The 23,528-nt window shown below is 37.5% G+C and carries 26 protein-coding genes; 6 read left to right on the forward strand and 20 right to left on the reverse strand.

Features of this window, described 5'->3' with window-relative positions; genetic code table 11:
• Window positions 1–5 precede the first annotated feature (5 nt).
• The 4 genes from MED121_RS08335 (at window position 6) to MED121_RS08350 (ending at window position 6,667) form a co-directional block, all read left to right on the forward strand.
• Window positions 6–647, forward strand: a complete 642-nt coding sequence (locus MED121_RS08335; protein ID WP_009833220.1) for a hypothetical protein — start codon at window positions 6–8, stop codon at window positions 645–647.
• A complete protein-coding gene (locus MED121_RS08340; protein ID WP_009833221.1) occupies window positions 647–2,785 on the forward strand; it encodes a hypothetical protein in 2,139 nt (712 codons plus the stop codon). The genes MED121_RS08335 and MED121_RS08340 overlap by 1 nt, the downstream gene beginning before the upstream one ends.
• A 342-nt stretch (window positions 2,786–3,127) precedes the next feature.
• On the forward strand, window positions 3,128–4,531 hold the full coding sequence (locus MED121_RS08345) for a helix-turn-helix domain-containing protein (RefSeq protein ID WP_009833222.1): 1,404 nt from the start codon (window positions 3,128–3,130) through the stop codon (window positions 4,529–4,531).
• A gap of 18 nt (window positions 4,532–4,549) precedes the next feature.
• Complete coding sequence (locus MED121_RS08350) at window positions 4,550–6,667, forward strand: hypothetical protein (RefSeq protein ID WP_009833223.1); 2,118 nt, start codon at window positions 4,550–4,552, stop codon at window positions 6,665–6,667.
• A gap of 83 nt (window positions 6,668–6,750) precedes the next feature.
• Here the strand turns inward: MED121_RS08350 and MED121_RS08355 are convergent, their stop codons facing one another.
• Both MED121_RS08355 and MED121_RS08360 read right to left on the reverse strand, forming a co-directional pair.
• Window positions 6,751–7,209, reverse strand: coding sequence for a BLUF domain-containing protein (locus MED121_RS08355; RefSeq protein ID WP_009833224.1), 459 nt, complete (start codon window positions 7,207–7,209; stop codon window positions 6,751–6,753).
• A gap of 164 nt (window positions 7,210–7,373) precedes the next feature.
• Entirely contained in the window at window positions 7,374–8,282 is a 909-nt protein-coding gene (locus tag MED121_RS08360) for a LysR family transcriptional regulator (protein WP_009833225.1), read from the reverse strand.
• A gap of 115 nt (window positions 8,283–8,397) precedes the next feature.
• Here MED121_RS08360 and MED121_RS08365 point away from each other — a divergent pair, with 115 nt between their 5' ends.
• A complete protein-coding gene (locus MED121_RS08365) occupies window positions 8,398–9,606 on the forward strand; it encodes an NADH:flavin oxidoreductase/NADH oxidase family protein (protein ID WP_009833226.1) in 1,209 nt (402 codons plus the stop codon).
• Here MED121_RS08365 and MED121_RS08370 read toward each other — a convergent pair.
• The 10 genes from MED121_RS08370 to MED121_RS08415 all read right to left on the reverse strand — a co-directional run bounded on the left by MED121_RS08370 (window position 9,603) and on the right by MED121_RS08415 (window position 15,247).
• Window positions 9,603–10,244 (reverse strand): glutathione S-transferase family protein, encoded by a 642-nt coding sequence (locus tag MED121_RS08370; protein WP_009833227.1) that lies wholly within the window; start codon window positions 10,242–10,244, stop codon window positions 9,603–9,605. The genes MED121_RS08365 and MED121_RS08370 overlap by 4 nt on opposite strands.
• Before the next feature lie 56 nt (window positions 10,245–10,300).
• Window positions 10,301–10,648 (reverse strand): VOC family protein, encoded by a 348-nt coding sequence (locus MED121_RS08375; protein WP_009833228.1) that lies wholly within the window; start codon window positions 10,646–10,648, stop codon window positions 10,301–10,303.
• A 51-nt stretch (window positions 10,649–10,699) separates the two neighbouring features.
• Entirely contained in the window at window positions 10,700–11,164 is a 465-nt protein-coding gene (locus MED121_RS08380; protein ID WP_116371597.1) for an N-acetyltransferase, read from the reverse strand.
• A gap of 56 nt (window positions 11,165–11,220) precedes the next feature.
• On the reverse strand, window positions 11,221–11,763 hold the full coding sequence (locus MED121_RS08385; RefSeq protein WP_009833230.1) for a GrpB family protein: 543 nt from the start codon (window positions 11,761–11,763) through the stop codon (window positions 11,221–11,223).
• 41 nt (window positions 11,764–11,804) lie between these two features.
• A complete protein-coding gene (locus tag MED121_RS08390) occupies window positions 11,805–12,773 on the reverse strand; it encodes a D-2-hydroxyacid dehydrogenase family protein (protein ID WP_009833231.1) in 969 nt (322 codons plus the stop codon).
• A gap of 106 nt (window positions 12,774–12,879) precedes the next feature.
• A complete protein-coding gene (locus MED121_RS08395) occupies window positions 12,880–13,182 on the reverse strand; it encodes an antibiotic biosynthesis monooxygenase (protein WP_009833232.1) in 303 nt (100 codons plus the stop codon).
• A 93-nt stretch (window positions 13,183–13,275) separates the two neighbouring features.
• Window positions 13,276–13,734 carry a GFA family protein gene (locus tag MED121_RS08400; RefSeq protein ID WP_009833233.1) on the reverse strand — a complete coding sequence of 153 codons (459 nt, stop codon included), beginning with the start codon at window positions 13,732–13,734 and terminating at the stop codon, window positions 13,276–13,278.
• A gap of 56 nt (window positions 13,735–13,790) precedes the next feature.
• On the reverse strand, window positions 13,791–14,159 hold the full coding sequence (locus tag MED121_RS24045; protein ID WP_083789382.1) for a LysR substrate-binding domain-containing protein: 369 nt from the start codon (window positions 14,157–14,159) through the stop codon (window positions 13,791–13,793).
• Window positions 14,160–14,303: 144 nt separating this feature from the next.
• The gene (locus MED121_RS08410; RefSeq protein ID WP_009833235.1) at window positions 14,304–14,651 is read right to left on the reverse strand and encodes a DUF1428 domain-containing protein; all 348 of its coding nucleotides are present in this window, start codon (window positions 14,649–14,651) and stop codon (window positions 14,304–14,306) included.
• A gap of 182 nt (window positions 14,652–14,833) precedes the next feature.
• Complete coding sequence (locus MED121_RS08415) at window positions 14,834–15,247, reverse strand: GNAT family N-acetyltransferase (RefSeq protein WP_009833236.1); 414 nt, start codon at window positions 15,245–15,247, stop codon at window positions 14,834–14,836.
• A gap of 387 nt (window positions 15,248–15,634) precedes the next feature.
• Here MED121_RS08415 and MED121_RS08420 point away from each other — a divergent pair, with 387 nt between their 5' ends.
• Window positions 15,635–17,206: an EAL domain-containing protein gene (locus tag MED121_RS08420; protein ID WP_009833237.1), complete on the forward strand. Its 1,572-nt coding sequence runs from the start codon at window positions 15,635–15,637 to the stop codon at window positions 17,204–17,206.
• Between the two features lie 71 nt (window positions 17,207–17,277).
• Here MED121_RS08420 and MED121_RS08425 read toward each other — a convergent pair whose 3' ends face one another.
• From MED121_RS08425 to MED121_RS08460, 8 genes are all read right to left on the reverse strand, one after another.
• Window positions 17,278–17,595, reverse strand: coding sequence for a hypothetical protein (locus MED121_RS08425; RefSeq protein WP_009833238.1), 318 nt, complete (start codon window positions 17,593–17,595; stop codon window positions 17,278–17,280).
• 58 nt (window positions 17,596–17,653) lie between these two features.
• Window positions 17,654–17,965 (reverse strand): hypothetical protein, encoded by a 312-nt coding sequence (locus tag MED121_RS08430; protein WP_009833239.1) that lies wholly within the window; start codon window positions 17,963–17,965, stop codon window positions 17,654–17,656.
• 113 nt (window positions 17,966–18,078) lie between these two features.
• Entirely contained in the window at window positions 18,079–18,369 is a 291-nt protein-coding gene (locus MED121_RS08435; RefSeq protein ID WP_009833240.1) for a DUF3817 domain-containing protein, read from the reverse strand.
• A 291-nt stretch (window positions 18,370–18,660) separates the two neighbouring features.
• Window positions 18,661–19,014: a hypothetical protein gene (locus MED121_RS08440; RefSeq protein ID WP_009833241.1), complete on the reverse strand. Its 354-nt coding sequence runs from the start codon at window positions 19,012–19,014 to the stop codon at window positions 18,661–18,663.
• A gap of 89 nt (window positions 19,015–19,103) precedes the next feature.
• Window positions 19,104–19,712, reverse strand: coding sequence for a DUF2589 domain-containing protein (locus tag MED121_RS08445; protein ID WP_009833242.1), 609 nt, complete (start codon window positions 19,710–19,712; stop codon window positions 19,104–19,106).
• Between the two features lie 24 nt (window positions 19,713–19,736).
• Window positions 19,737–20,255: a DUF2589 domain-containing protein gene (locus MED121_RS08450; RefSeq protein ID WP_009833243.1), complete on the reverse strand. Its 519-nt coding sequence runs from the start codon at window positions 20,253–20,255 to the stop codon at window positions 19,737–19,739.
• 165 nt (window positions 20,256–20,420) lie between these two features.
• Window positions 20,421–22,484: a hypothetical protein gene (locus MED121_RS08455; protein WP_009833244.1), complete on the reverse strand. Its 2,064-nt coding sequence runs from the start codon at window positions 22,482–22,484 to the stop codon at window positions 20,421–20,423.
• A gap of 164 nt (window positions 22,485–22,648) precedes the next feature.
• On the reverse strand, window positions 22,649–23,488 hold the full coding sequence (locus MED121_RS08460; RefSeq protein WP_009833245.1) for a DMT family transporter: 840 nt from the start codon (window positions 23,486–23,488) through the stop codon (window positions 22,649–22,651).
• Window positions 23,489–23,528 lie beyond the last annotated feature (40 nt).

Below are 23,528 nucleotides of genomic sequence, written 5' to 3' on the forward strand. Positions count from 1 at the left end.
TATACATGAATCAAATAGAGTTTTTAATCTTAATTCCAAGCTTTCTTAAAGCTTTCAGCCTCAACCTATTGATTGCCGTCTGTGCCATGTTAGTCGGTAGCCTTTGTGGCTTTTATCTTGCCAACCTGCATCAATCATCAAGAGGGATAAAATACTTAGCTAAAAGCATCATCTTAATGTTTAGGAATATACCCAGCTTTGTTTTACTTTTTTACCTTGCTTTAATCATTCCCACTCAATTTTCCATTGCTAATATACACTTTGAAATTTCTCCTATCGCAAAAGCTATTTTCGCTTTAGCCGCGCCTGTCACCGGTTTTGCCTGCGGTTATTTTTTAGAATTTAAAGCCCATAAAAAACCCTTTCTATTAGCACCGTGGAATCAATATTTTATTGTCATTCTCATGGCATCTACCACAGCATCTGTCATAGGTGTTAAGGAGCTCATGTCCACAGCCAATGCAAGAATAGCGATTTCAGGGGACAGTCAAATGGTGATTCCTATTTATAGCCTTGTGGCCTTGTGGTTTATCAGTTGCAGTTTAATTTTGAGCGCTACCATCAAACGTTTAGATAAAGTCATCAATAAAAGAAGTCAGTGCAAGGAACAAGTCGCAAACCCTCACCTAGATCAAGAGAGTAAATAATGAAACTCACTCAGGTTAGTCAAGACGATGAGACGCTCAATATAGGGAATAAAAGCACATGGCGGATAGGCCTACTCTTTGCGGCCTTGCTCTTGTTTATGCTAAGCCAAGCACTGAACTATCAAGATACAAAGCAGATAGAAGCGAGAGATCAGTTACTGACCCAAGAAATTATTCAGCAAGGCGAGCTCGCCACATTAAAAATTAGCCAAGAGTTTAATCAAATTAAACAGGCAACGGCGGATATCGAAACAGCGCTTACGCAGAATAAACTCACAAATAAGGAAATAAGACAGTTAATTGCTAACACAGTCAATACAACCCATGGGGCATTCAGAGGTGGCGTGGTTTTCAAAAAAAATCGATTTGATCCGAGCCTTCCTCTTTATTCCCCTTTTTATCAAAAAGGGGCCGATAACAAGCTACTTCAGCAATTATCAGATAATTACGACTATACCATTGAAGATGATCCTCTCTCCAAACGACCGAGAACATTTTGGTTTCATCAACCACTAAAAGAAGGTGCCATGTGGCTCCCTCCTTATTATGGTACCTCAGCTAAAAGCTGGATTGCTGAGTATATTCGCCCCTTTCATTCAAACTATGATGGCCTTTCTCAAAATGGTTTTGATGGCATCATTTTCTTAAACCTATCCTTATCAGGGTTAAGCAAAATCGTCTCACAACTTGACCTTGCCCAAAGCGGCTATGGCTTTATTTTAACGTCAGACAACACGCTTATCTCCTACCCAGACCAAAGCTTACTAGGCAAGAATATCAACCAGATAAAAAGCCAAAATAGCTTATTTAACAACATTTTAGCGCAAAAAAACCAAGGCCAAATAAGTGTCTTTACCCACCCCATCAATAAAAAAGAGTGCTGGTTGTTTTTTAGCCCCATTGCCGGTACTCAAGACACCCTTGGCATTCTTGTCTGGGCAGATGAACTAAGAGCAACACAAGGCTTAAACCAAGCTAGCCTGCCTCTTGACAAGATAGCGAGTCTACTTTGCCTAATCGCCCTTATCTTAATTTTAAGCTGTCTGTTTTTTCCTAATAACCTCATTAGATTAGGTTATCGTTTTTCAATTCTCATCAGCTTAATCATGTTTATCAGCCTCATTAATCTCTGGGCAGATCAGCTGAATGGCAAACAATCCTTTTTTTCTGAAAACCAAGTTTTTGAAGCGGTTAATGTGAATAACCTGTTACTTAAAAACCCATATTTAGCCGAAGAATCCCTATTATCAAAGGCCCATATCAAAGAGAGTAAAAACCATGAAATCAGCTTAAATATCAAAAATTTAAGCATGTTAGCCCCAGGTGTTATTCAGGTGATTGGCACCCTATCAATCGATCATTTATCAGACTTACCAGATACGCCTCCTCTTTTTTTCCCATTAGCGAATGCCACTGAGTGGGAAAAACTTGAAAGCACTAAGCAAACACAAAGCTGGAAATTTATTGCCGATATTAAGCAGCCTTTTAATTACGCTTCTTTCCCTTTTGATATGGAAGAAGTGAAGATCCAGATCAAAGGCAAGGGGCCATTAGCAAATAAGGTGATTACGCCCAACTTTCATTCTTACCCAAGTATGGCGCCTAAAGATCTACCTGGTTTGAGTCCCAACAAGATCGAAGTAAAAGGCTGGAAAACAGAGCAGAGCTATTTTAGCTATGAAATCTTTGAGCAAGAGAAAAAAAGTTTGCTGTCTTTTAATATATTGATCAAAAGAAACATTACCGGCCCCATTATCACGCACCTTTTACCCTTGATTATGGTGAGCTGCCTTGCCTTTTGTACATTGCTTTTATGGTCAAAAACCGAAAAGAAGATGTCTTTATGGGGGTTTAGTAGTGCCACCGTTCTTGAACAGTGCGCCGCTTTATTTTTTATTCTCGTTATTTCTCATGTTTCTTTAAGGGATGAATTAGAGGCTAAAGGTATGATTTTTTTAGAGTATTTTTATTTTGGTACCTATGCTCAAATTGTTTTTGTTGCTATCGCTGCCATCATTTACACCTCAAATATTTCGGTACATATTTTGGACTATAGAGAGGGGCTCATTATCAAAATGCTATATTGGCCTTTTTATTTCTTATTTTGCATCTCTATCACCTTAATTAACTTTCTTTGAAGGTACGAAACAAATGTTTCTTAATTAATAAAGTAAAACGACGCCCTCATTTATAAAAACCTTATCAGAAAAAAGAAGGGTGAGATAAACAGCTAAAGCCTAGCTTGCCTCTAAATAATCCATTAATAGAATAAAAACAATATAATTTCTTAAGATAAAGATAAATATTGTGTCAAATAAATCGAAATCCACACTTTCTTCACATTTAAAGTATCTGTTTTTAATTAAACAGGATCACTTTTTATATTTTAAAAATTTAATCTATTTCCCCGACACAAAAAATAACAAAAGGATTAGTCTCTAAAGGTAACAAAAAAACAAATAGAGTCTGAGGTAGAAAGCATGGAATTTAAGGAATTAAACACTCCCCTTGATATAGCGGAAATAAATACTCTTAAAAAAATATTAAGACATAATTTAGAAAGCCATAATGTAAAAATATCCGAAATTCAAATAATTGATTTAAAAAAAACAATCAATAAAAAAGACAATGAGCAAACATTTAGATTTAAAGACCTATTTAATGAGACCATAAGGATCACCCCACGGAACCCGTCGCAGCTAAATGAGATTAAAAACTTAGAAACTGAATGTATGTTTCTAGCAAAACGATATCTTTCAAATCAAAAAAATAACCATAATGCGCAAGCAGAACATGGCCTATTTGGTGTTAGTCAACACATAATTGATATTGAAAACTTTATCTATGAAACATCTAAGACACTTAAAAGCGTGCTGATTGAAGGTGAGGATGGCTGTGAAAAACTAACCCTTGCCACCAGCATACACTTCGCAAGTTTACAAAGTAAGCAATCAATTTATGAACTAAATTGTAATAAATTAAACACCTACCCTGATGCGAATAATTACTTATCAAAACTCACTGACATAGAGGCAGGCACCTTATATCTTAAGGATATTGATATATTAAGTGAAGCTCTTCAAAGTAAGCTAAATCAAATCATAAAAACACTTAATGGAAATATTAGAATAATCAGTAGTACAAACACGGATTTATTAAACTTGGTTGAAAATAAACGTTTTAACAAAGAACTATACAATAGTATTAACCAATTAGGGATAAAACTAATCTCTCTAAATAGCAGAAAAGAAGACATTCCTTATATTCTAGAGATGTTAACTAGAAAGTACGGAGCGGGTAAAACCTTTTCAAATGCCAGCATCTTGCTTTTCAAATCTTATTCCTGGCCTAAAAATGATTATGAGTTAAAGAACATTGTTCTTAAGTTAATCGCCTTATCGCAAAACAAAACGATTTCACTGTCTGATATTGAAAGGTATGCACCACATATATCATCTAAAAAAGAAACATTAATAGATCATAAAAAATTAGTTAGAGCACTGATAAATAAAGATTTTTATGCCTTTAATGATTTTCATCCAAGCCTAAGAAAAGCATTAACTTTTATTGCATACAACCATGAGCAAGATGTGAATCTACAGCTTTTATCAGATAAATCTCACATTAGCCCTTCACATTTATCTTTTTTGTTTAGATCTAATTTCGGCATTAGCTTCAAAGCCATTATTAGTCAATTAAGAGTCGAAATGATAAAGCGTTACTTTAACGAGAACCCCAAAAAAAGCATTACAGAATCTGCACTAGACACAGGTTTTGGTGATTTGAGCCACTTTGAAAAAACTTTTAAGAAATTTACAGGGATGACTCCCAGAAAATATAAATTAAGTATTCAAAACAACCACAAAAATCAAAACCATAAATAAGTAAATAGGAGGCATTTAATGAGAGAAGTTAAATATATTAAAAATCTTCTACAAAAAGAAAACTCTTATATTTTTGCAGTGCTCATCATCAGCTTATGCCTTTTTATCATAGGTTTTATATTTTCAGACTTACATCAAAAAAAGCAAATAGAAAGAGACAAGTTAATTATCGCAGAGATAGTGCGACATGCTGAGGAGGCAAGCAAACAGATAGCCACTTTCTTTCATGATATTAAAGCGGCGACAGCACAGATTGAAAAGGAAGTGACCCAATCAAACTTAACCAATGCAGAAATTCGCGCCATGATCACAGAGTCATTAAAAAGCACGAAAGGAGCCTTTAGAGCGGGACTTGCCTTTAAAAAAGACCGCTTTAATGAAACCTACCCCCTCTACTCCCCTTATTATCAAAAATCAGGGAAGAACACGCCTAATCAGCAAATTTCAGATCTGTATGATTACACTCAAGCAGACCCTTTAACACTTATCAAAGAAGGAGGTGAAATAAAGGAGGCGTCGCAAAGCACCACACCGAGAACATTTTGGTTCCATCAACCGTTAAAAGAAGGTGCTATGTGGCTTGCCCCTTACTTTGGGCATTCCGCAAACACCTTACTGTCAGAGTTTATTCGTCCCTTTTTTTCAGATTATGATAAAGACTATAGTAATGGATTTGACGGGGTCATTTTTATGAACCTTTCCTTGTCTGATCTATCAATCATCACCTCAGAGCTAGAACTTGAGAACAGCGGTTATGCCTTTATTTTATCTGATAAAAATATATTGGTTGCTTACCCTAAAAGCGATTTTTTAGGTAAATCTTTAGCGCAAATAGCACCTCAAAGCCAGTTAATCAAAGTCGTGCTTGAGCAAGGAGAGAATATAAGCCTTTCTCGCTTTATCCACCCAACCAATCACAAAGAGTCCTGGTTAATGTTCAGTCCAATTGCGTCAAGTAACTATCGCTTGGGAATTTTAGTCTGGGCAGAGGAAGTGAGAGCTAAGCATAATATTGCGCCACTTTTTCCCTATCAAGAAGTGAGCTTAATATGCCATATTGGAAGTGGTATTTTTCTCCTTGGGGCCTTAATTTTTTCACGCTATAAGACAGGTATTCCCTTTCAAATCTGCTTTATTCTATGTGGTATTTTATTCAGTGTTTTACTCATTATTAGTTTTGATAAACTAGAAAAAGACCCGAAGGAAATTGTATCAAATCAAATCTATGACAAAGAGAATATAAACAATTTGTTGTTTAAACAAAATCAAAAAGATCTCTTTTATCAGGATAAAATTCAGCTTTCATTGGCGCTCGAAAGTATCAACTTCAGTGCCCCTTCAACACTTGCTCTAATCGGTAAAGTTGAGCTATTTGGTATAGAAAAAAGCTTAGATGAGCCCCCCTTATTCTTTCCGTTAAGCCTAGAAACGAACTGGGAAAAAGTGAGTAAAACCTCTAATGTTTGGCGATTTAATGCAAAAATAAGACAACCTTTTGATTACGCCTCTTTTCCTTTTGATAAAGAAAAGATTCAACTCTCTATTCGTCTTAAAAATGAATATCAATCTAGCCTCTTCATACCCCACTTTGACTCTTACCCACAAATGACGCCTCGTTCTTTAATTGCCATTAATCAGGATAATGTTCACTTGAATGGCTGGGAATTTAGTGAAAGCTTTTTTAGCTATTTTGATAATGATTTTAGCACCTTGAATTACAACCTTATTATTAAAAGAAAATTGGCAGGTCCCTTTATTACTTACCTTTTCCCTTTGTTGATGGTGCTATCCTTAGCTTATTTCACCTTATTAATGTGGACAAAGGAGCCTAAAAAGCTCGCTTTATTAGGGTTTAATTTAACCAGTGTCTTAGGAAGAATATCTTCTCTCTTTTTTATTCTTATCCTCTCACATATTTCCTTGCGAGAAGCATTAGAAGCTAAGGGGATTATTTTCTTAGAGTATTATTATTTAGCCAGTTATAGCTTGCTTATCTTGGTTTCGGTTTCAACGCTATTGTATTTATCCAACCATAAAAATAGCCTTATTAACTATAAAGATGGATTCTTCCTAAAGCTGCTTTATTGGCCCTATTTCATCATCTTTTGTATTTTGGCTAGCTTATACAAGCTATAAAATATGCTGAGGGTGATATAAATAAACCACCAATAAAGGTGGTTTCAATTTGATGGTCAATTTTCTGAAAAGGGTTTTAGCGACTAATTAATTGATGTTCGCCATTTCCCCTCTTTAAAGGCGGTTAATAAGGTTTTTGCCCTACCTTCATCTAACTCAATAAAGGTATTGTTAGAGAGAAAGAAGTCATTTAAGCCTTCTATACATTTTAGATCATCTCTAGTGGCACCAGAATATCCCATGGTCCACTCAGAGAAATCACGCTCTTCTATTTCCTCATGAATAATTTTAATGACTTTATCATGTCTTTGATCCCGTTGAATCACCCTAAGTAAAGTCGCTACCACTTGAGGGTCACCTTCAAGAACCTGAAAAAAAGAACCTTCATCGTATAAAAGCATTCCAGAGACACCTAACTTTTCATTGTTGGCTCTGGCCTTTTCAAGTAAGTCAGCAATGTCACTTTGGGAAAATTTAACCGTTGCAACACTAGAGTAAATGCAGTGAACTAAGTTTTCTTTTTTATCCTCATCAGCGTCCATATTACATCCTCATCTAAGTAAGTTGAGTCTTAATTTTTTAAGCCTTTTCATTCTCCGTGATGATTACAAGGTTTAAATAAAGGCATTATAAAGCAAGGTCTTAATCGAATAATGAAAAGTATAGTTCAATAAAAAAACTAAAATTTATTTTTATGTAAAGTGCACTAAGCCATGGATAAACAAAAACCTTGTTCACCACATTTCTTTCTTAGTAGCTCTCTAAAATATATGACAGCAGGTGTGATAACACTGCGACTAGGACATATTAAATACAAATCAACTGGAGGCGATTGATAATCCATTAAAATGGGTTTTAATTGACCATTACTAAGCTCTGCTGAAATATCAATCTGAGACCGATAAGCAACACCTAAACCAGCCACAGCCCACCGCCTTACAATATCTGTATCATTACAAATTCTATTGCCAGTCACCTTCACCCTATAATGCTGAGTCTTATCCGAGTATTCCCAAAGATTAAAAAGTCGATCATTAATGCGATACAGTAAACAGGCATGATTTTGTAAATCATCAGGTTCTTTAGGTTCACCGTATTTCGCTAAATATTCAGGAGAAGCACAGGTAATCCTATTGAGCTTAGCAATATGAAATGCCACTAGGTTCGAGTCCTTAGGTTTTCCATATCTGAGCGCTATATCTACTTTATCCTCAAAAAAATTTGAAAGCGAATCACTCACATTCAAGTCTAGGGATAAAGCAGGATGGGCCTCTAACATTTCATCAATCCAAGGCATGAGTATATTTCGACCAAAATCTGAAGATACAGACAAGGTTAAATGACCAGAAATATTGCCAACTGCTTGATTCGCATTCACCCGACCCATCTCTAAGGAGGCAAGTGCCAGCTGACAATGGAACAAAAACTTTTCACCCGCAAGCGTGATACGTAATTGCCTCGTACTACGCATAAAAAGCGGTACCCCAAGCTGTTGTTCCAAACGTTTAAGTGCTGAGCTTGCTGCAGCTGTTGTAATGCCCGCTTGTTTAGCCGAGGCTGTAATACTGCCTGACTGGGCTATGTGCACAAACAATGTGAGATCAGATGTATTCATTATCAACTTATTTTTAATAGTTTATTAATCATTACCCTCTTTTTAGTTTATCTAAAAATATCAATAATAGCGCTATGAAGCTAGATGGCTCCCACATTTAACAAAGGGCAAAGCAATGGATAGAATACAAACCTTACTTGAGCAACCTCGTACCCTGCCCTGTGGGGCGATATTAAAAAATAGATTGGCAAAATCAGCCATGTCCGACTCATTAGGCAACGGAGAAGCCAATCCAACCCAAGCTCAGATAAGGCTTTATCAAAGATGGGCGCAAGGCGGCATTGGCCTATCCATCATAGGTGAAGTGCAAGTTGACCCAAGATACCCTGAAAAACCAGGCAATCTCAGCCTCACCAAATATTCGGATAAAGAAGCTTTAAGGCAACTGACGCAAAGGGCAAGCATCACAGGCGCACATATATGGCCACAACTTGGTCATGCAGGCGCCTTATCTCACGCGCCTATCAGCCAAGCTAAAGGCCCATCTACACTAGATGTCGGCACACTTCACTGTGAAGGTATGACGATAGAAGAGATAGAGAACTTACCGGCAAGTTATGCCAAGGCTGCCAGCATTGCCAAAGAGGTGGGCTTTACTGGCGTACAAATTCACGCAGGCCATGGCTTTTTATTGAGCCAATTCCTTTCCCCTTTATTTAACCTAAGGGACGATAAATACGGTGGCAGTATCGAAAATCGCTGTCGTATAATTCTGGCCATCATAGATGCAGTGCGCCTTGCGATCGGGCCTCACTTCCCCATTGGCATCAAAATTAATGCATCGGATTTACTTGAAGGCGGTCTAACAGAAGATGATGCCTTGGCACATATTCGCTTATTAGACAAAACCAGTGTGGACCTGATTGAAATTAGCGCAGGCACCTATTTTCCAGGGGCAAAGTCCAGCTCAGATAACTTAAGCAAAGGGGTTTATTACAAGAGCTTTGCTAAAAGAGCAAAAAACCTTACCTCTATTCCCCTCATGGTGACAGGTGGCGTCAAGTCTTTATCGGATGCCTGCTCTCTGTTGCAAGATAAGAGCGCAGACCTAGTAGGTTTGGCCCGCGCTATGGTACTCAACCCAGACCTTGCTAACGATTGGTTTGCAGGCACTAATCAAACACTGAGCTTTCCTCGTTTTGACTCACCACCAGCAGAAGGAATAACGGCTTGGTACACAATGCGCATCAATGCGATCGCCTTGGATGAAGAGAAAGACTTTTCTCCAACTTTAACTCTCGCACTAAAGCAGTATTTAGAAAGAGATGAACTTAAAAGCATCAAGTGGAGAACATTTTTTATTAATCCAATTAAATCGAATTAATAACCTTCACGCCCTTTTAGCTCACTATAATCACTCATAATCCAAGTTTTATAGCCTGGTCTTTTGCTTAACTTGTCAAACCATTGTTGAGTATTTGAGGCCAATGAGATAGAAAGCCCCTGTGTCGTCAAACGATATAGGACTGCACCAACACAAATATCAGCAAGAGACATTGATGAACCAGCAAGGTAATCCGTCTCTTTTAATTGAACTTCAATCTGCTTAAGACACAGCTTGCATCTAGCTAAATTTAACTCAACCGTATTCATATCTCTTTTATTTGGAGGCATTCGATAGTAGCCCCAAAAAGTTGCCATGAAAGCAGGTTGAAATGTCACCTGAGACCAATCCATCCAACGCTCATATAATGACTGGCTATAAGGGCTTCCCTGACACCATAGCTGTGATGAGTATTCAGCAATAAGGTATCTCATTATGGTATGTGACTCCCAAATATGCCTTTTACCATCAATTAAAACAGGAACCTTCTTCATAGGGTTTAACTGTTGAAAATTTTCAGTCTCCAGTCCACCAAAACGTCCGCCTAATTCAACAAGTTCATAATTTAAACCTAACTCATCAAGTAGCCATAACACCTTTTGCACGTTAAAAGAGGTAATTCTTCCATAGAGTTTCATTCAAATTCCTTTTCATTAATAAATCACACTCAATTTTCACCATAAATTAAGCTAAGCTACTTCCCACGTAATCCAATCAGGTTACCAAATGGGTCTTCAACTTGGCACATGCTAAGCCCTTCTTCTATGGCCATATGCCCACGATATACGTTAGCACCAAGGTGCTGAAAGTGTTCTAAGGTTTTATCAATCGAACTCACCTGCCAATATAAAACACTACCTGCTTTTCCAGGTCCAACCTTAGCGTCAGCTTTGACTATCTCAATCATGAATCCATTTATATCCAGTAGCTTCATGTCAAATTCTTTTAAGTAGATTTGCTTCGCGTTAGGGAAAGCCCTTTGATACCAATCTAAACCTTGGTCTACATCTGGCACATGAATTAATACACTCACTGGCGTCATAAATGTCCTTCTACAAATACGGTTTGTTTCCATTTCATAAGAGCGTCACTCTTACTCAACCGCCAATTGATAACTTAAAAATTTATGACCATAAAGCTCAGTTTCATGAACAGATTTAGCTATTTTTTTTAAGAATTTATACTCAGGGCGAGTATGTAAAAAATGAATATAGACATCTTTATGTTTGAACTCTCTTGCCCACTGCATCATATCTTTAAACACGCGCTTTCCTAGGCCCCAATGACTATCATCAATGATAATAGCGACTTCATACTGACCCTCTTCGTATTGGATCGCGCACCAACCAGCCAGTTTTCCATCACACAAAATACCCCTCGCTTTACAGCCAGCTTCTTTATCAAGTGCACGTTTCGTTGCCATCCATTGGGCTAATGTCTCGGGGGTAAAAAGAGCATGTTCCATCAGATGCTCTCGCACTTTATTGCTATTCACCAGTGGGAGGAATGCTTGCTGATCAATGTCATCGAATTTAATATATTCTATCTTTGCCTTCATAGACATCCCCTAATAAAGCTCTCCTAATAAAGCTCGTCACATAAACAAGGTTTGCTTTATCTATTTTTAAACCAAGCCAATGCCTCTGCTTCATGCTTAACAACAAAGTCGTTTTTATGCTCACAGTATTGATCAATACTATGAGAGTAGCGTGTCGCCCCTTCTTTTTTGATGCTTGCATAGACCTTTGCAACCTCAGGAAAGGCCGTTAAATAATCACGGAATGCAAGGTGTCGAATCGCATGGTCAGATCCCTTCAAAAACGCATGTATATGATGTGTTCGTTCCGTTTCACCTCGTTGAAAATAGCGACGTCCCTTAATGCCATATTCACCTTTTACTTGATAACCAATTGCCGCGAATTTATCTGAATCACGATCAAGCGATTCCAAACTTTCTACTTCTAATAGAATATCAATAATAGGCTTAGCGCTTAGCCCTACAACAGAAGTACTACCAATATGAAATATGTTAAAGGGCTGAGAATACACTTGAACACCTTCACCCGAAAACTGAGATAAGATCAGCGCCTTTTCCTTTTCAAACTCATTTACCCAGTTCGGGTTGTAATCCACTACTTCGATAATACGCAAGGTCATTCATCCTTCTTTATAACCTGTTTAAATAGATTTTCTAGCCACTAGGCCTTTCTAGCTACTAGATTTTTTGCTTCGCCATTTGCAAAGGCTAAAACATTTTCAAATGCTATCTTGAAATACAACTCATAGCTCTTCTGCTCCACATAACCTAAGTGCGGTAAAGCGGTGACATTTTCTAATCCAATTAATGGCTCGTTTTCAAGCTTGGCTGGTTCACTTTCATAAACATCAATGGCCGCTTTCTTTGACGGGTTCTGACTAAGCTCTCGATATAAAGCCTCCTTTTCAACCAGTTCTGCACGGCTAATATTGACGAATAGAGAATCTGACTTCATCTTGGCAAGATCAGCAGAAGTCACACATTCTCTGGTTACCTCGTTTAAACGCAAATGCAAAGTTAAAATATCCGCATTTTCAAAAAACGCACCTTTTGACTCTGCTGCATCAAAACCACCCTCAAGAGCAGCTTGGCGTGAGCTTTCACTGCCCCACACGAGCACTTTCATATCAAATACTTTGGCATATTGAGCGATGCGTTTACCTATTTTACCGTACCCCCAAATGCCTAAAGTTAAGCCATTTAAAGATCGACCTAACCCAAGATTTCCCGAGTCTTGCCATTGGTTATTTGCTAAATTCGCACTGTAGCTAGGAATATGACGAGACGCAGCCATGATCAAGGCCCAGCATAACTCAGAAGGGGCAACTGGCGAGCCAACCCCTTCTGCCACTTCCACCCCATACTGATGACAAACACTCGGGATAATATGATTACTCACCTTGCCGGTTTGACTGATCAGCTTTAAATTTGGCAAACGAGCTAAAAGAGATTCACTGATCTCAGTACGCTCACGAATCAGCACTAAAACCTCAACATCCGCTAATTTTTGTACTAGCTCATCTTCAGTCAATGTCTGATTAAGCACTAAGACATTGTGTCCTTCTAACAAGGAAAAACAGTTAAGTTGCCTAACCACATCTTGATAATCATCTAAAATCGCAATCTTCATCCCTATCCTCTTTTTAAGTAGCGTTTTTTAAGCCAGCAGTATTTAGTCAGCCGAGATAAGAACTTCGCTGAACACTTGAGCTAAGTACCTTTGATAAAAATTGTTACTAAATAACAACGTCAAATAGTTCAAGTTGAGGTGGCCCTAGATATATTTCTCGGCGATTGCCAGCGTTAGCATGGGCTTTTCGAAACGCATCAGACTTAGTCCAAGCTTCAAAGTCTGCTTTAGACTCCCACGTTGCATGGGAAGCAAACAAGGTAAACTCATCGTTTGATCCAGCTTGTAATAGGTTAAAACTCACGAAACCAGGCACAGTTTTTAGCAGGCTATCACGCCCTTTCCAAATGGCTAAAAAATCTTCTTCAAAACCCAGTTTGATCTTAAAACGGTTCATTGCGATAAACATATCTTTCTCCAATTTCTCGTTTATTTTGCTCTTTAATTTCTTTAATCCCTTAAAAACGGCATCTTAGGGCCAAATTAAATATAAAAGGCACATTCACCCTTTGTTTGTATTGTTAAGAGCAAGCCATTCTTGCTCACTTGGCATTTCTGCAAATTTTTCGACATCATCCTTAATAAATGCCGTATCCCACTCAGCTCTTGAATTGGTATAAACATGCGCTTTGACTTGTGTCTTCATTGGACCTTCTAACAAGCCTGCTGGCACCCAGTAATGACGGCTATCTGCAGATAAATTTGGCACCGGACTACCACAATGAAGACAAAAATCTGATTTGAAACCTGTTTTTGTGCTAAAAGAGCGAATACCTTGTTGGCCACTATCATTGTTTATAGCGCCAGATAACCACTTAAATTGCTCAAATGGAACTATGATGGCCGAATTAGATGACGAACCAGAGACCCTTCGACATAAGGAGCAATGGCATTGATAGATAGCAGGCAAATCGCCTGTAAGCAAAAAGCTAACATCACCACATAAACAATACCCTTTCATTCATCCTCCTCATTAAATCATTTATCTAGCCTTGGTGATAACACCGACTTTTTAATTCATTGACCAAACGTCGTTAAAGCAAAATTTATAAAGCTCCTGGTTCTAGGAGTCATATGCTGATCTTGATAATAAATCATAGATAATGGCTTCTTTCCTAATTCCCAATCAGGTAATAACTGTATTAGACGCCCCGCTTTTATATCAGCATCAAGCAATACTTTTGGCTGAATTACAATGCCTAATCCAGCCAAAGCGGCATTCAATATCGCATGACTATTATTAACTTTTACCATAGAAGTGGGTATTACCTGCGCAGTAATATCCTTCTTATAAAAGGTCCAAGATAGTCTCTGGGATGGCGTAAATGTAATCAATTGATGTGACGCTAAATCATCAAGCGACCAAATTGGTAGTATGTGTCTCAGTCACTCCAGCAAATCATTGATAATTATGGAGCCAGACATTAAATCAGCTTCCTTAATAAAAAAGGGTTAATAAGCTCAACCTTATTAACCCTTTTTATTACCTTTACTCAAACCCTTTAAACGCATTTTTAATGCTTAAAAGCGTTACTCATTCACTATGGTTTGAAAGCCCCCATAAATGAGGCGACTACCATCAAAAGGCATCTCAAAGGCTGCCATTTTTTCATCTTGCATCATGGCTTCCCAGCCTTTATCTCGAACCGCTTTAGAGGGCCAAGTCACCCAAGAAAACACGACCGTTTCATGCTCTTCACATTTAACCGCCATGGGGAAAGAGGTTTTTTCACCTTCTGGCACATCCTCCCCCCAGCACTCAACAACACCTAAGGCACCATATCCCTTAAAAAGTAGGGCTGCTTCTTTAGCATGTTCTATGTACTTCGCTTTATTCTCTGTCGGTACCGCTGCGACAAAACCATCAATAAAATTCATCTTTCATTCCTCATGATTAGAGTTATAAGTCGCGCTTGAAATAGGGTTCAAACACCCTATTTCATAACTTCTTTTATAATATAAACAGCCCTATTAAAAGTAGTTCTTAAATGAGGAGTTTGCTGAAATAAACAATTTTATAGATTTTACCTTTATATAAAAGTGCGACTTAAACTGACGCCCTAAAGCTGTTTAACCATAAAATACTGACAGCCTGTTTTTGGATAGTTTTCTTGAGTCCAAACAACCTGATAACCGAACTTTTCATAAAAAGGTTTTGCTTGAAAATTCAGTGTTTCTAACATGCACTTTTTACAGCCTCGCGCACGTCCAGCTTCTTCCACAGCCTGTAAAATTTTGCTCCCCACATCTTGGCCACGTAACGTCTCAGACACCCACAAGGTATCAAGCAATAGCCAGTCGCCAAAGGTACGTGCACCAGCACCTGCAATAAGGTTACCGTCATCATCTTTAACTTGCACCGCTAAAGGGAGCCTTTCGCTCACTTCCCAATTTTCCCAGTTAAACTCTCTAATTTTATGGCTAAGAAAATCGATCAAACTTTGATCCGGTTGTTCTAGTACCTCAATATCCATTTAATTTCCTATTTCGCTTCCCAAAGTAAGACCTCTATTATGCGCAATAAATTCTTAACGTCACCCCTTATGCTGAATAAAAACTCAGCCCCCCCTTTAACACAAACAAGGTAAACGCTAGGTTAAAAACAAAGTTTTAATCTCAAAAAAAGTCGTTTTAATTAGATCAAATTGCGCCATTTCTTAGTAAAAGACGACAAAAATAAAACGCTTAAAAAAACATATACTCTCGCAAAAAAATATTTTATGATCTTTCCAATCCAATAAATGAGCCTTCATATATAAAATTTTAAAAAGTCTAATTTTTTACCTTACCTTTTAACGCTTTACTTAATACGAATAAAAATCCATCAGCATAAAAATTTTTATCTAGTTTAAGGCACAAAAATGAATAAACACTTCATTTTAAAATTCAAAATTGATAGTGGTATAAAAGTTTGTTTTTTCTTTATCGCTTGTTTAATCCTATCTATGGTTTTGCTACTTCCTTTTTCCGCTTTCCATTATAAAAATCTCACTCAAACATCTGTGCTCTATTTAGAAACAGAACTAACTAATATCAAATCATCATTTATACCTTTCTTAGATAAGACATTTACACAGAAGAATTGTGCTAGTTTTATCAGGGAGTTTCGCCAAAAAGTCTTTAATGAAAAAATCGTTAAGGAATCTGGTATATTTAATCAAGAAGACCATGTATTTTGCTCTACAACACAAGGTGATGTTTCTTTTAATCTATTCAAAAGCATCAGGAAAAGGCTCAATGATAGCCCTACCAACACCACACTCTCTTATACAAAAACAGCAATAACAGGTGAAAAGTCAGTTCTTCTCATCTTCTCCAAACCTGAAGTAGGTGGGATAAGCAGCCTAATACCACCGCAATACTTGATCGACATGGTCAAAACAAAATTAAGCCCCTACGATATTGATTTCAAATTAGCCGTGATAGATAGAGGATTAACGCAAAAAAAAGAGAACCGTGAGATAACACAATACTCATACCAATCAGATAAATACCCATTATCAGTGACAGCCTATTTAGGCCTTTCTTATTATTTAAACTTCTTACTCAATTACCTATGGTTTGGTTGCTTAGTTGCTGGGGTAAGTACCAGCTTGTTAGTTTTTTATAAACACAAAAAACTGTCCCAGAGCAGCTTAGGCTTCTCTCTCTCCAATGCCCTTGATAAACACCAGCTATACATTAACTACCAGCCCATTGTAGAAAATACGGACCCGAATTTAGGTTATAAAGTTGTCGGTTGCGAGTCGCTTTTACGCTGGAAAGACCCTCAACTAGGTAATGTTCCACCCGATGTATTTATCCCTTTAGCAGAAAGATCTGGACTAATAAATGATTTAACTTATTTTGTGTTAAAAGAAGCGCTAAACCTTCTGAAGACACACAAACACACATTCAAAACACTTTATATTAGCGTCAACATTAGTCGTAAAGTTATTTGTAGAAAGGACTTTATTGAAAAAGTAAATGATATATTTAAAAACGAGAAACAACTATTAACTCAAATTGTATTTGAAATAACTGAGAATACAGAGTGTAGTGAAGCAGAGTTAGTGGTCATAAAAGAAAACCTTAAAGCCTTTTCAGAACTAGGGGTAAAAATCGCTATTGACGATTTTGGTACTGGCTACTCTGGCTTAGATTTTATCAGAAAGTTTCCTTTCCACATTTTAAAAATAGATAAGGTATTTGTTAAAAATATCACAGATGAATCTAGCTATGCCATTCCCTTAATTGAATCTATCATTCAAATATCAAACAGTCTTAAAACTAAAATCATTGTTGAAGGTGTTGAAAATATCGCTCAAGTTTCAACCTTAAACAACTTAGGAATAGAATGTATTCAAGGCTTTCACTTTTACAAACCCGTACCCAAAAAAGCATTAGTTGATATTTTGCGAAGGCAAAAGGCAATCAATAACCCAAACGAGTGATTAATTGCCTCGGTCAAATCTATAAAAACCATATAAATTTAATATTTTTAATAAAAATAATTTAAGTTAATTCATTTTATTACGCTGACAGATTTGAAGGCTATATGAGAACTAATTTCACAACCTTCAGTATAAATTAAAACCTTAGAGCCAGAATGGAATGCAGAAAGCAATATGCTTAAATTTTCTTCAAACAGTAAGTTTGTATCTTTTTTCATGAATATTTTACTTGTTGATGAGCATGTTGTTGGTGCTGGGTCCTGAGTCTGAATAATAATACCTTCACCAGAATTAGATGTTCCAACTCTTGTGATTTTTGTTCTAATTGATTCAGCAGAGTTTACACTCATACTTACAAAAAAAGTCATTAATAAAATTTTTTTAAACACATTACTTCCTTATATTATGAATATCATAAAAGTTCAAATCAATAAAAAATCATATAAATCAACGTATTGTAAGGATATACTTTGCTTTTGTATAATTTGTTAGCGTATCACATGAAACAGTTCCATCTTGATCATCTATATAGACACCAATTTCAAACTGTGCGGCGTAAGAAGATAAAATCAGAGCATTCCCTTTATCAGATGGTGGACAAACCCACTTACCGTTTGTTGCTGATGTTCTAAAAGCCATATTTCCATTTTCGCATTTTCCAGGATAATCCATAACATTATCCACAGTACCTTTACAATTAATATCACCATATGCAGTGTGGCATACTGAAAGCAGTGTTAATAAGATTATTTTTTTCATAATTTCTCCTGTATAAATTATTTCACTCTTGATTTTTTATTCCATTTAATTAATAGCCTCTACATCTTAACCGCACATCTATTTTCATCTCATAAAAAATAGTTAGAATCAAGTTAATTAGTTACTGGCTTCTTTTTAATAATAGATTCCCTTAGAAACATCTCTGCGCCTATAAAAGCGAAAGGAATGATAGAAGCTAAAAACAACCCGCCTCTGGCCTTTTTTGACCATCCTGCTTTCTCAGATACTAGGGCAAGAATGACGAGATAAATCATAAATAATATCCCATGTGTCATACCCACCATAGAGACATAATCTCTGCTAATTAGTCCAAGACTAATTGCAAGAATCCATATATAAGAAACACCTTCAGCAAAGCTGAGTGCTCGAAAAAAACTGAGCATATCGAATATAACCTTCTGTTAAACATTCTCTCTATTAATGACCCCTTCTTAAAGGGCAAGTGATGTTAACAAACTTAAGAAAAAGGTGAAATGAGTCAGTGTTCAAGAAAATGTTAGAAAGAAAGCGGCATTAAAAAATAGTTCTAAAAATAGCTCTAAAAATAGTTCTAAAAATAGCGCTAAAACATAGCCCTAAATTAGCGCCTTTATCAGACAAGTTGAAAGTCGCGTAAAAGGGCCTTAGTAATAGAGCTATGGAGGTGTGAACAGCTATCAAGGAACAAACTTGTCTTAATATTGGCTGACAAATTTATCCACTTTCTCCGGGTCAATTTGATAGTTAGGCTTGCGGCGCTTTTCTTCTTCTAACCAAAGCGGCACCTTCTTAAACCCTATATGATACACCACGGCTTCAAGTACCACTTGATGCTCCCCTACTCGAACCACAGAGAAGCTTCGTTCTACGCCGATAATACGTCCTTTGGGGAAGTCACTTAAACAGCGGTTAATCCGTGCCATTTTAGCTTGATTATCTTGCTCAGTGGGCATTTCGCCTGGGGTAATACTCCCCACGACAATACGTTCAATATGGCCCACATCAGTGATATCAAAAGTATTCATGGCTTCTGAAGATTGATTAAACATACTCAGTCCTATTGCTCTATTTTTCTAATAATTGTCATCTAGCTAATAAGGTAAAATGGCCTCCAAGGAGACCATTTGTGTTGTTAAAGTTAAGCCACTTCCTCTTCAATCGCTGTGGCAACACCGGTAGGTACAGGCGCAATGGATTGTTGCAAAATATCTAGCACGCGAGATAACCCTTCTGGCGTGCCTGATTGACGCGCCTTAATGGCAATATCATATTTCGCCGAGTTATCCGATTGACGCTGGGTTTCTTTACTCGATGCAATCGATCCTTGCACCTTAGCTTTCACTTTAAATGGACCCACTTTGCCTTGCAGTTCGGCTTCAAAAGAGGCTTGGCGATCTTCTTTGGTTTTTTCGCTGAAAGAAGATTTCACTTCCATCATGAAATTAACATCAACTTCCGTCACTTGCAGAGTCGGAACAGAGACAATAGAGATAAACGGAATTTGCAAGTCGTACTCACGTTTAACATTTTTTAAGCTACCATCCGCTTGGTCTTCCTGCTCATACTTATCGTATTTGAAGTTAACATAACGTACCTTGCCATCTTCAAAGCCTACCGTTTCGATAAAGTCCGATGTGGCTTTAGCCAGTGACATTTGTGCATCACAAGCCGCTGCTAACGGGCCACCAATTAATTGATCCAGCGGCAAGCCACCAAATTGGTCCGACATTTTTACTAGTTCACTCATATAAATACCTCTCACTTACTCATCTTAAAAAAGCTTCAGTAAGTCATTCTGTAATTTCAAGAATGCTTCCGTCGGCTCACTACTTTCAAACTCAATTTCCATACTGGCTTGACGAGAACGCGCGCTGTCCTTGCCATTGGCCGTAAACAAATCAGTCGAAAGAACTTTACGAATCTTCTTGGTCGTTTCTGAACCAATCATTTTTCGTTTCCCTTTTACTTCTTCATCTTCTACGACTTGCACACTGCCTAACGTGATTTCAAACTTAGCTAAAAGACGTTTAATCTTGATCGGATTTTTCTGCATGAGGGTTAAAAGAGGGATATTGACTTCACGTTCAACAGGTTCACCCTGATGTTGTTTTTCAATATCATCAGGATGTAAAGAAGGCACTTTAAAGGACACCATTTTGGGGCGACCATCTTCGTCAAACCATTCATTTATATTATCGAGTGTTTGCTTTTCAATCTGATCTTGTGCATCCGCAATCGAATTCATGATTGCTTCAACCAAATTTTGAAGTGATAAGTTAGACCCAGACATAATATCTCCTGTTTTAATATGTGTTGTTTGTCTAAAACACCTTATTAAAAAGTTTATCGAGATAATGAATGGAAAACGCGGTTTAATCTGTGGTTATTCTTTAACGTATAAAAAAGGTCGAACATAATTAAATGCTCGACCTTTTATGCCACTTCATTTAAGAAATTAACAATCTATTAAAGATTGAATAGTTTCTAATTGTTTAGAGACTTTCGTTTTCAGTGTGTAATCATGAATCAAAGACGCCGCAAACTTACGTTGTCGACCAATATCGACTAAGGTTGCTAACTTATGCGCATCTTGAGTACCTAACATTGAGAAAGTACCACCTGAACGTGCTTGATCGCCAATCACTAAATTAACTACACCGATAATATTGCTACCACGGTCTTGAATAATGATAAATTTTTCACGCAAAATACCTCTATGGTCATACCTTACATAATCCTTCACTTTCATAGATAAAGCAGCAGGAATACCTCTTGTAAGATTATCTTTAATCTTAAGCAAGCCTTTAGAAAGCTCACTAAATATAGCATTTAGGTTTATATCATTTTCACAAACTATAATTTTCCAGCAATCAATTCCTGTTGTTGCAATATTATTAGTTGAAATAATATTAGAACTCTCTAACCTTTCCTTTAATCCTAGTTCACCACTTTCTAATAAAGTAGGCTCCCAATTTTTGGTCGTACCATATTTAATATTAGAAATAGTTAAAATCAATTTACTTAAACTAACACTAGGGTCATTTTTGGGAATAATTAAAACAAGCTTCTTAGCATAACCTTTACTCGATGGTAGAGATTTAGTGACATAATACTCATTAAATGCTTCATGACTAAAGGTAACCGGAATAGGACCTACTTCCGGCACAATTGCATTTTCCATCTGGTTAATCATGAAATTTTTCACCCTAAGGTTTGAGCCCCCTGTAAAGTTTCGAGCAGGATCTCTCACATTCACTAACTGGGTAAATTGCTGAGTCGAAGCCGTTGACGATTTTAGCTCAGTCTCATTCGCCACACCGGCAGCAGCACACAGCATTCTTGTATTTAAAGCATCAAAATCATTTTGCTGATTACCCACTGCCCCCGGTATGGTGTATTCCAAAATATCATGCATTCGGCGCGTTCGTTTATGGGTTTTATCCATATGATGTGAAGATCCATCACTGATTTCACCTAACATCAGCATCATTTCAGCTAAATGATATTGCATACTAGGTAAAGGTAAATTTACCGGCGCATAAGTCCCTACATTCACAGGGATTTGCGCTATCGTAATATGACCAGAAACCATCATATCTTCCCATACTTCAACCGCTTCAACCGTGTGAATTTTGGGTATGGTCACGTCAATCAATTCACCTAAAGCAACTTTCGGTAACACTCTTTCATTCGCATGATCCATCACATGGAAGGTATAACCTAAACGATAAAGGGAAAAAGGCTTTATCGACTCATTAAACAATAAACCAGGACAGGGTGTTAGTGCATTATCAATTGGTGCAACCAATGGCATTCTGTCGTTAAAAGAAAGGCCTATCACCTCATTATCATAAATACGACGGATCGTTTGTTCGCCATCCATCTTAATCATGTTATTACCCGCTGAGATGTTACCTAATGTGGCTCGAATGGCAGGCTTAAATTCAGTTCTAGCGACCGCATCAGCTAAATATTCCGCGTCAATTGCAGTTTGATAAATAGCATTGAGATCCCTTGCTGCTGCAAAATCATCAGGACCAACAACAGGTACTGCGACAGCACCAGGTAGCGGTGCAGGTGTGGCTGTGGCCTTACCTTGATGCAATCCAGTGGCAATTTCATTGGCACAGGTTTTAAACTCATCCAGTACTAACTCTTCAATTTCGGCATAAAGTTTTTTACGCACAGGTTCTGGTGCCCAAGGGTTAATCAGGATTTGGGTATCCCAATCAGAATCACCACCACCATCACGGGTACGGGCATTATTATCCATAATACATTTATAGGCATTACCCCCTTTCATATAAAAACATACCAACGGCTCAGTGGTTTTTAGCATCATACTGGTTCGCACTGAACCTTCTAAAGCGGTTAGGTTAGTATTAATACGGCCAAGCGCTCGTAACACACAATCACGCATAAAACGTGCTTCTGCTGAATTTTGAGTATCGTTTAATTTATTTGTTACCCAAGAAGCAATTTTGCGTCGGGCATTTCTTTGAGCATCTGTCTCTTTCATAGTGATACCTGCAATTTAAATAAAAAAATTAAGCATTAATTACTCAATCAATAATTAACTTTTGCAGTCTATAAAGAGGGCCTAAAAGAATATCGTGGGAATCTCTCAATCAATGTAAGCCGAAGAAACAAGGGAGCCACCCCTATCAATTAAGGAAGCTTGGATTAGGTTTTAGCTTTGCGTTGGGTATTTACCAGATTACCCAATAACATCACCCCAGCCCCTAGCAGTAAACTTAACTCAAATGCCTCTTGATATAAGAGAACACCAATTAGTGCCACAAGGGGTAAGCGTAAAAAATCCAAGGTGACTATCACGGTCACTTCGGCATACCCCATGGCCTTGGTGATGCAAAAATGCGCGGTTAAAGCGGTAATTCCTATCAATGTTAGCCACAACCATTGTATTCCTTCTGGCCAAAGCCAATGGTCGACTGACCCAACTAAACCTATCGGTAGCTGTAGAAGACACATATAAAATAAAATACTAAAAGGGGCTTCTGTGCTCATTAACGCTTTAGTTGAGGTATAAGCCACGGCATAACACATGGCTGCGCCTATGACGATTAAAGAAGCCATTTCAAAAATGCCATAGCCTGGTTTCACTATAATAAGTACACCCATTAAGCCAAGACATATCGCGATAATCTTTTTTTGAGTGAGGGTTTCTTTTAAAAATACAGCGGCAATTAATGCGGTCCAGACTGGGACGGTAAATTCCAATGCAAACACATTGGCTAAAGGTAATAAGCTGATCCCCATAAACCAGCCATATTGCCCAGCAAAATGCACAAGGTTTCGTAACGAATGAAGTTTAAGCCTTTGAGTCGAAAGTTGAGGTTTATTGTTTAAACCTAGATAAATCACGCTTAAACAAATAAGGCCAATGGCACTGCGAAAAAATAGCGCTTGAAAAATAGAGAGTTCACTCGCTAACTCACGCGCCGCTACCGCCATGAGGCAAAATGACACTAGGCTCCCAGTCATCCATAAAATGGCAATCATACAAACACTTCCATCCAAACCTAAATTTGCTTTATATAAG

This window comes from Marinomonas sp. MED121, from assembly GCF_000153025.1.
In the GTDB taxonomy this organism is placed as follows: Bacteria; Pseudomonadota; Gammaproteobacteria; order Pseudomonadales; family Marinomonadaceae; genus Marinomonas.

Excerpts from the sequence above, each read along its gene's own strand:
- MED121_RS08335 (WP_009833220.1), top strand. The coding sequence starts at position 6 with ATGAATCAAATAGAGTTTTTAATCTTAATTCCAAGCTTTCTTAAAGCT.
- MED121_RS08340 (WP_009833221.1), top strand. The coding sequence starts at position 647 with ATGAAACTCACTCAGGTTAGTCAAGACGATGAGACGCTCAATATAGGG.
- MED121_RS08345 (WP_009833222.1), top strand. The coding sequence starts at position 3,128 with ATGGAATTTAAGGAATTAAACACTCCCCTTGATATAGCGGAAATAAAT.
- MED121_RS08350 (WP_009833223.1), top strand. The coding sequence starts at position 4,550 with ATGAGAGAAGTTAAATATATTAAAAATCTTCTACAAAAAGAAAACTCT.
- MED121_RS08355 (WP_009833224.1), bottom strand. The coding sequence starts at position 7,209 with ATGGACGCTGATGAGGATAAAAAAGAAAACTTAGTTCACTGCATTTAC.
- MED121_RS08360 (WP_009833225.1), bottom strand. The coding sequence starts at position 8,282 with ATGAATACATCTGATCTCACATTGTTTGTGCACATAGCCCAGTCAGGC.
- MED121_RS08365 (WP_009833226.1), top strand. The coding sequence starts at position 8,398 with ATGGATAGAATACAAACCTTACTTGAGCAACCTCGTACCCTGCCCTGT.
- MED121_RS08370 (WP_009833227.1), bottom strand. The coding sequence starts at position 10,244 with ATGAAACTCTATGGAAGAATTACCTCTTTTAACGTGCAAAAGGTGTTA.
- MED121_RS08375 (WP_009833228.1), bottom strand. The coding sequence starts at position 10,648 with ATGACGCCAGTGAGTGTATTAATTCATGTGCCAGATGTAGACCAAGGT.
- MED121_RS08380 (WP_116371597.1), bottom strand. The coding sequence starts at position 11,164 with ATGAAGGCAAAGATAGAATATATTAAATTCGATGACATTGATCAGCAA.
- MED121_RS08385 (WP_009833230.1), bottom strand. The coding sequence starts at position 11,763 with ATGACCTTGCGTATTATCGAAGTAGTGGATTACAACCCGAACTGGGTA.
- MED121_RS08390 (WP_009833231.1), bottom strand. The coding sequence starts at position 12,773 with ATGAAGATTGCGATTTTAGATGATTATCAAGATGTGGTTAGGCAACTT.
- MED121_RS08395 (WP_009833232.1), bottom strand. The coding sequence starts at position 13,182 with ATGTTTATCGCAATGAACCGTTTTAAGATCAAACTGGGTTTTGAAGAA.
- MED121_RS08400 (WP_009833233.1), bottom strand. The coding sequence starts at position 13,734 with ATGAAAGGGTATTGTTTATGTGGTGATGTTAGCTTTTTGCTTACAGGC.
- MED121_RS08410 (WP_009833235.1), bottom strand. The coding sequence starts at position 14,651 with ATGAATTTTATTGATGGTTTTGTCGCAGCGGTACCGACAGAGAATAAA.
- MED121_RS08415 (WP_009833236.1), bottom strand. The coding sequence starts at position 15,247 with ATGGATATTGAGGTACTAGAACAACCGGATCAAAGTTTGATCGATTTT.
- MED121_RS08420 (WP_009833237.1), top strand. The coding sequence starts at position 15,635 with ATGAATAAACACTTCATTTTAAAATTCAAAATTGATAGTGGTATAAAA.
- MED121_RS08430 (WP_009833239.1), bottom strand. The coding sequence starts at position 17,965 with ATGAAAAAAATAATCTTATTAACACTGCTTTCAGTATGCCACACTGCA.
- MED121_RS08435 (WP_009833240.1), bottom strand. The coding sequence starts at position 18,369 with ATGCTCAGTTTTTTTCGAGCACTCAGCTTTGCTGAAGGTGTTTCTTAT.
- MED121_RS08440 (WP_009833241.1), bottom strand. The coding sequence starts at position 19,014 with ATGTTTAATCAATCTTCAGAAGCCATGAATACTTTTGATATCACTGAT.
- MED121_RS08445 (WP_009833242.1), bottom strand. The coding sequence starts at position 19,712 with ATGAGTGAACTAGTAAAAATGTCGGACCAATTTGGTGGCTTGCCGCTG.
- MED121_RS08450 (WP_009833243.1), bottom strand. The coding sequence starts at position 20,255 with ATGTCTGGGTCTAACTTATCACTTCAAAATTTGGTTGAAGCAATCATG.
- MED121_RS08455 (WP_009833244.1), bottom strand. The coding sequence starts at position 22,484 with ATGAAAGAGACAGATGCTCAAAGAAATGCCCGACGCAAAATTGCTTCT.
- MED121_RS08460 (WP_009833245.1), bottom strand. The coding sequence starts at position 23,488 with ATGATTGCCATTTTATGGATGACTGGGAGCCTAGTGTCATTTTGCCTC.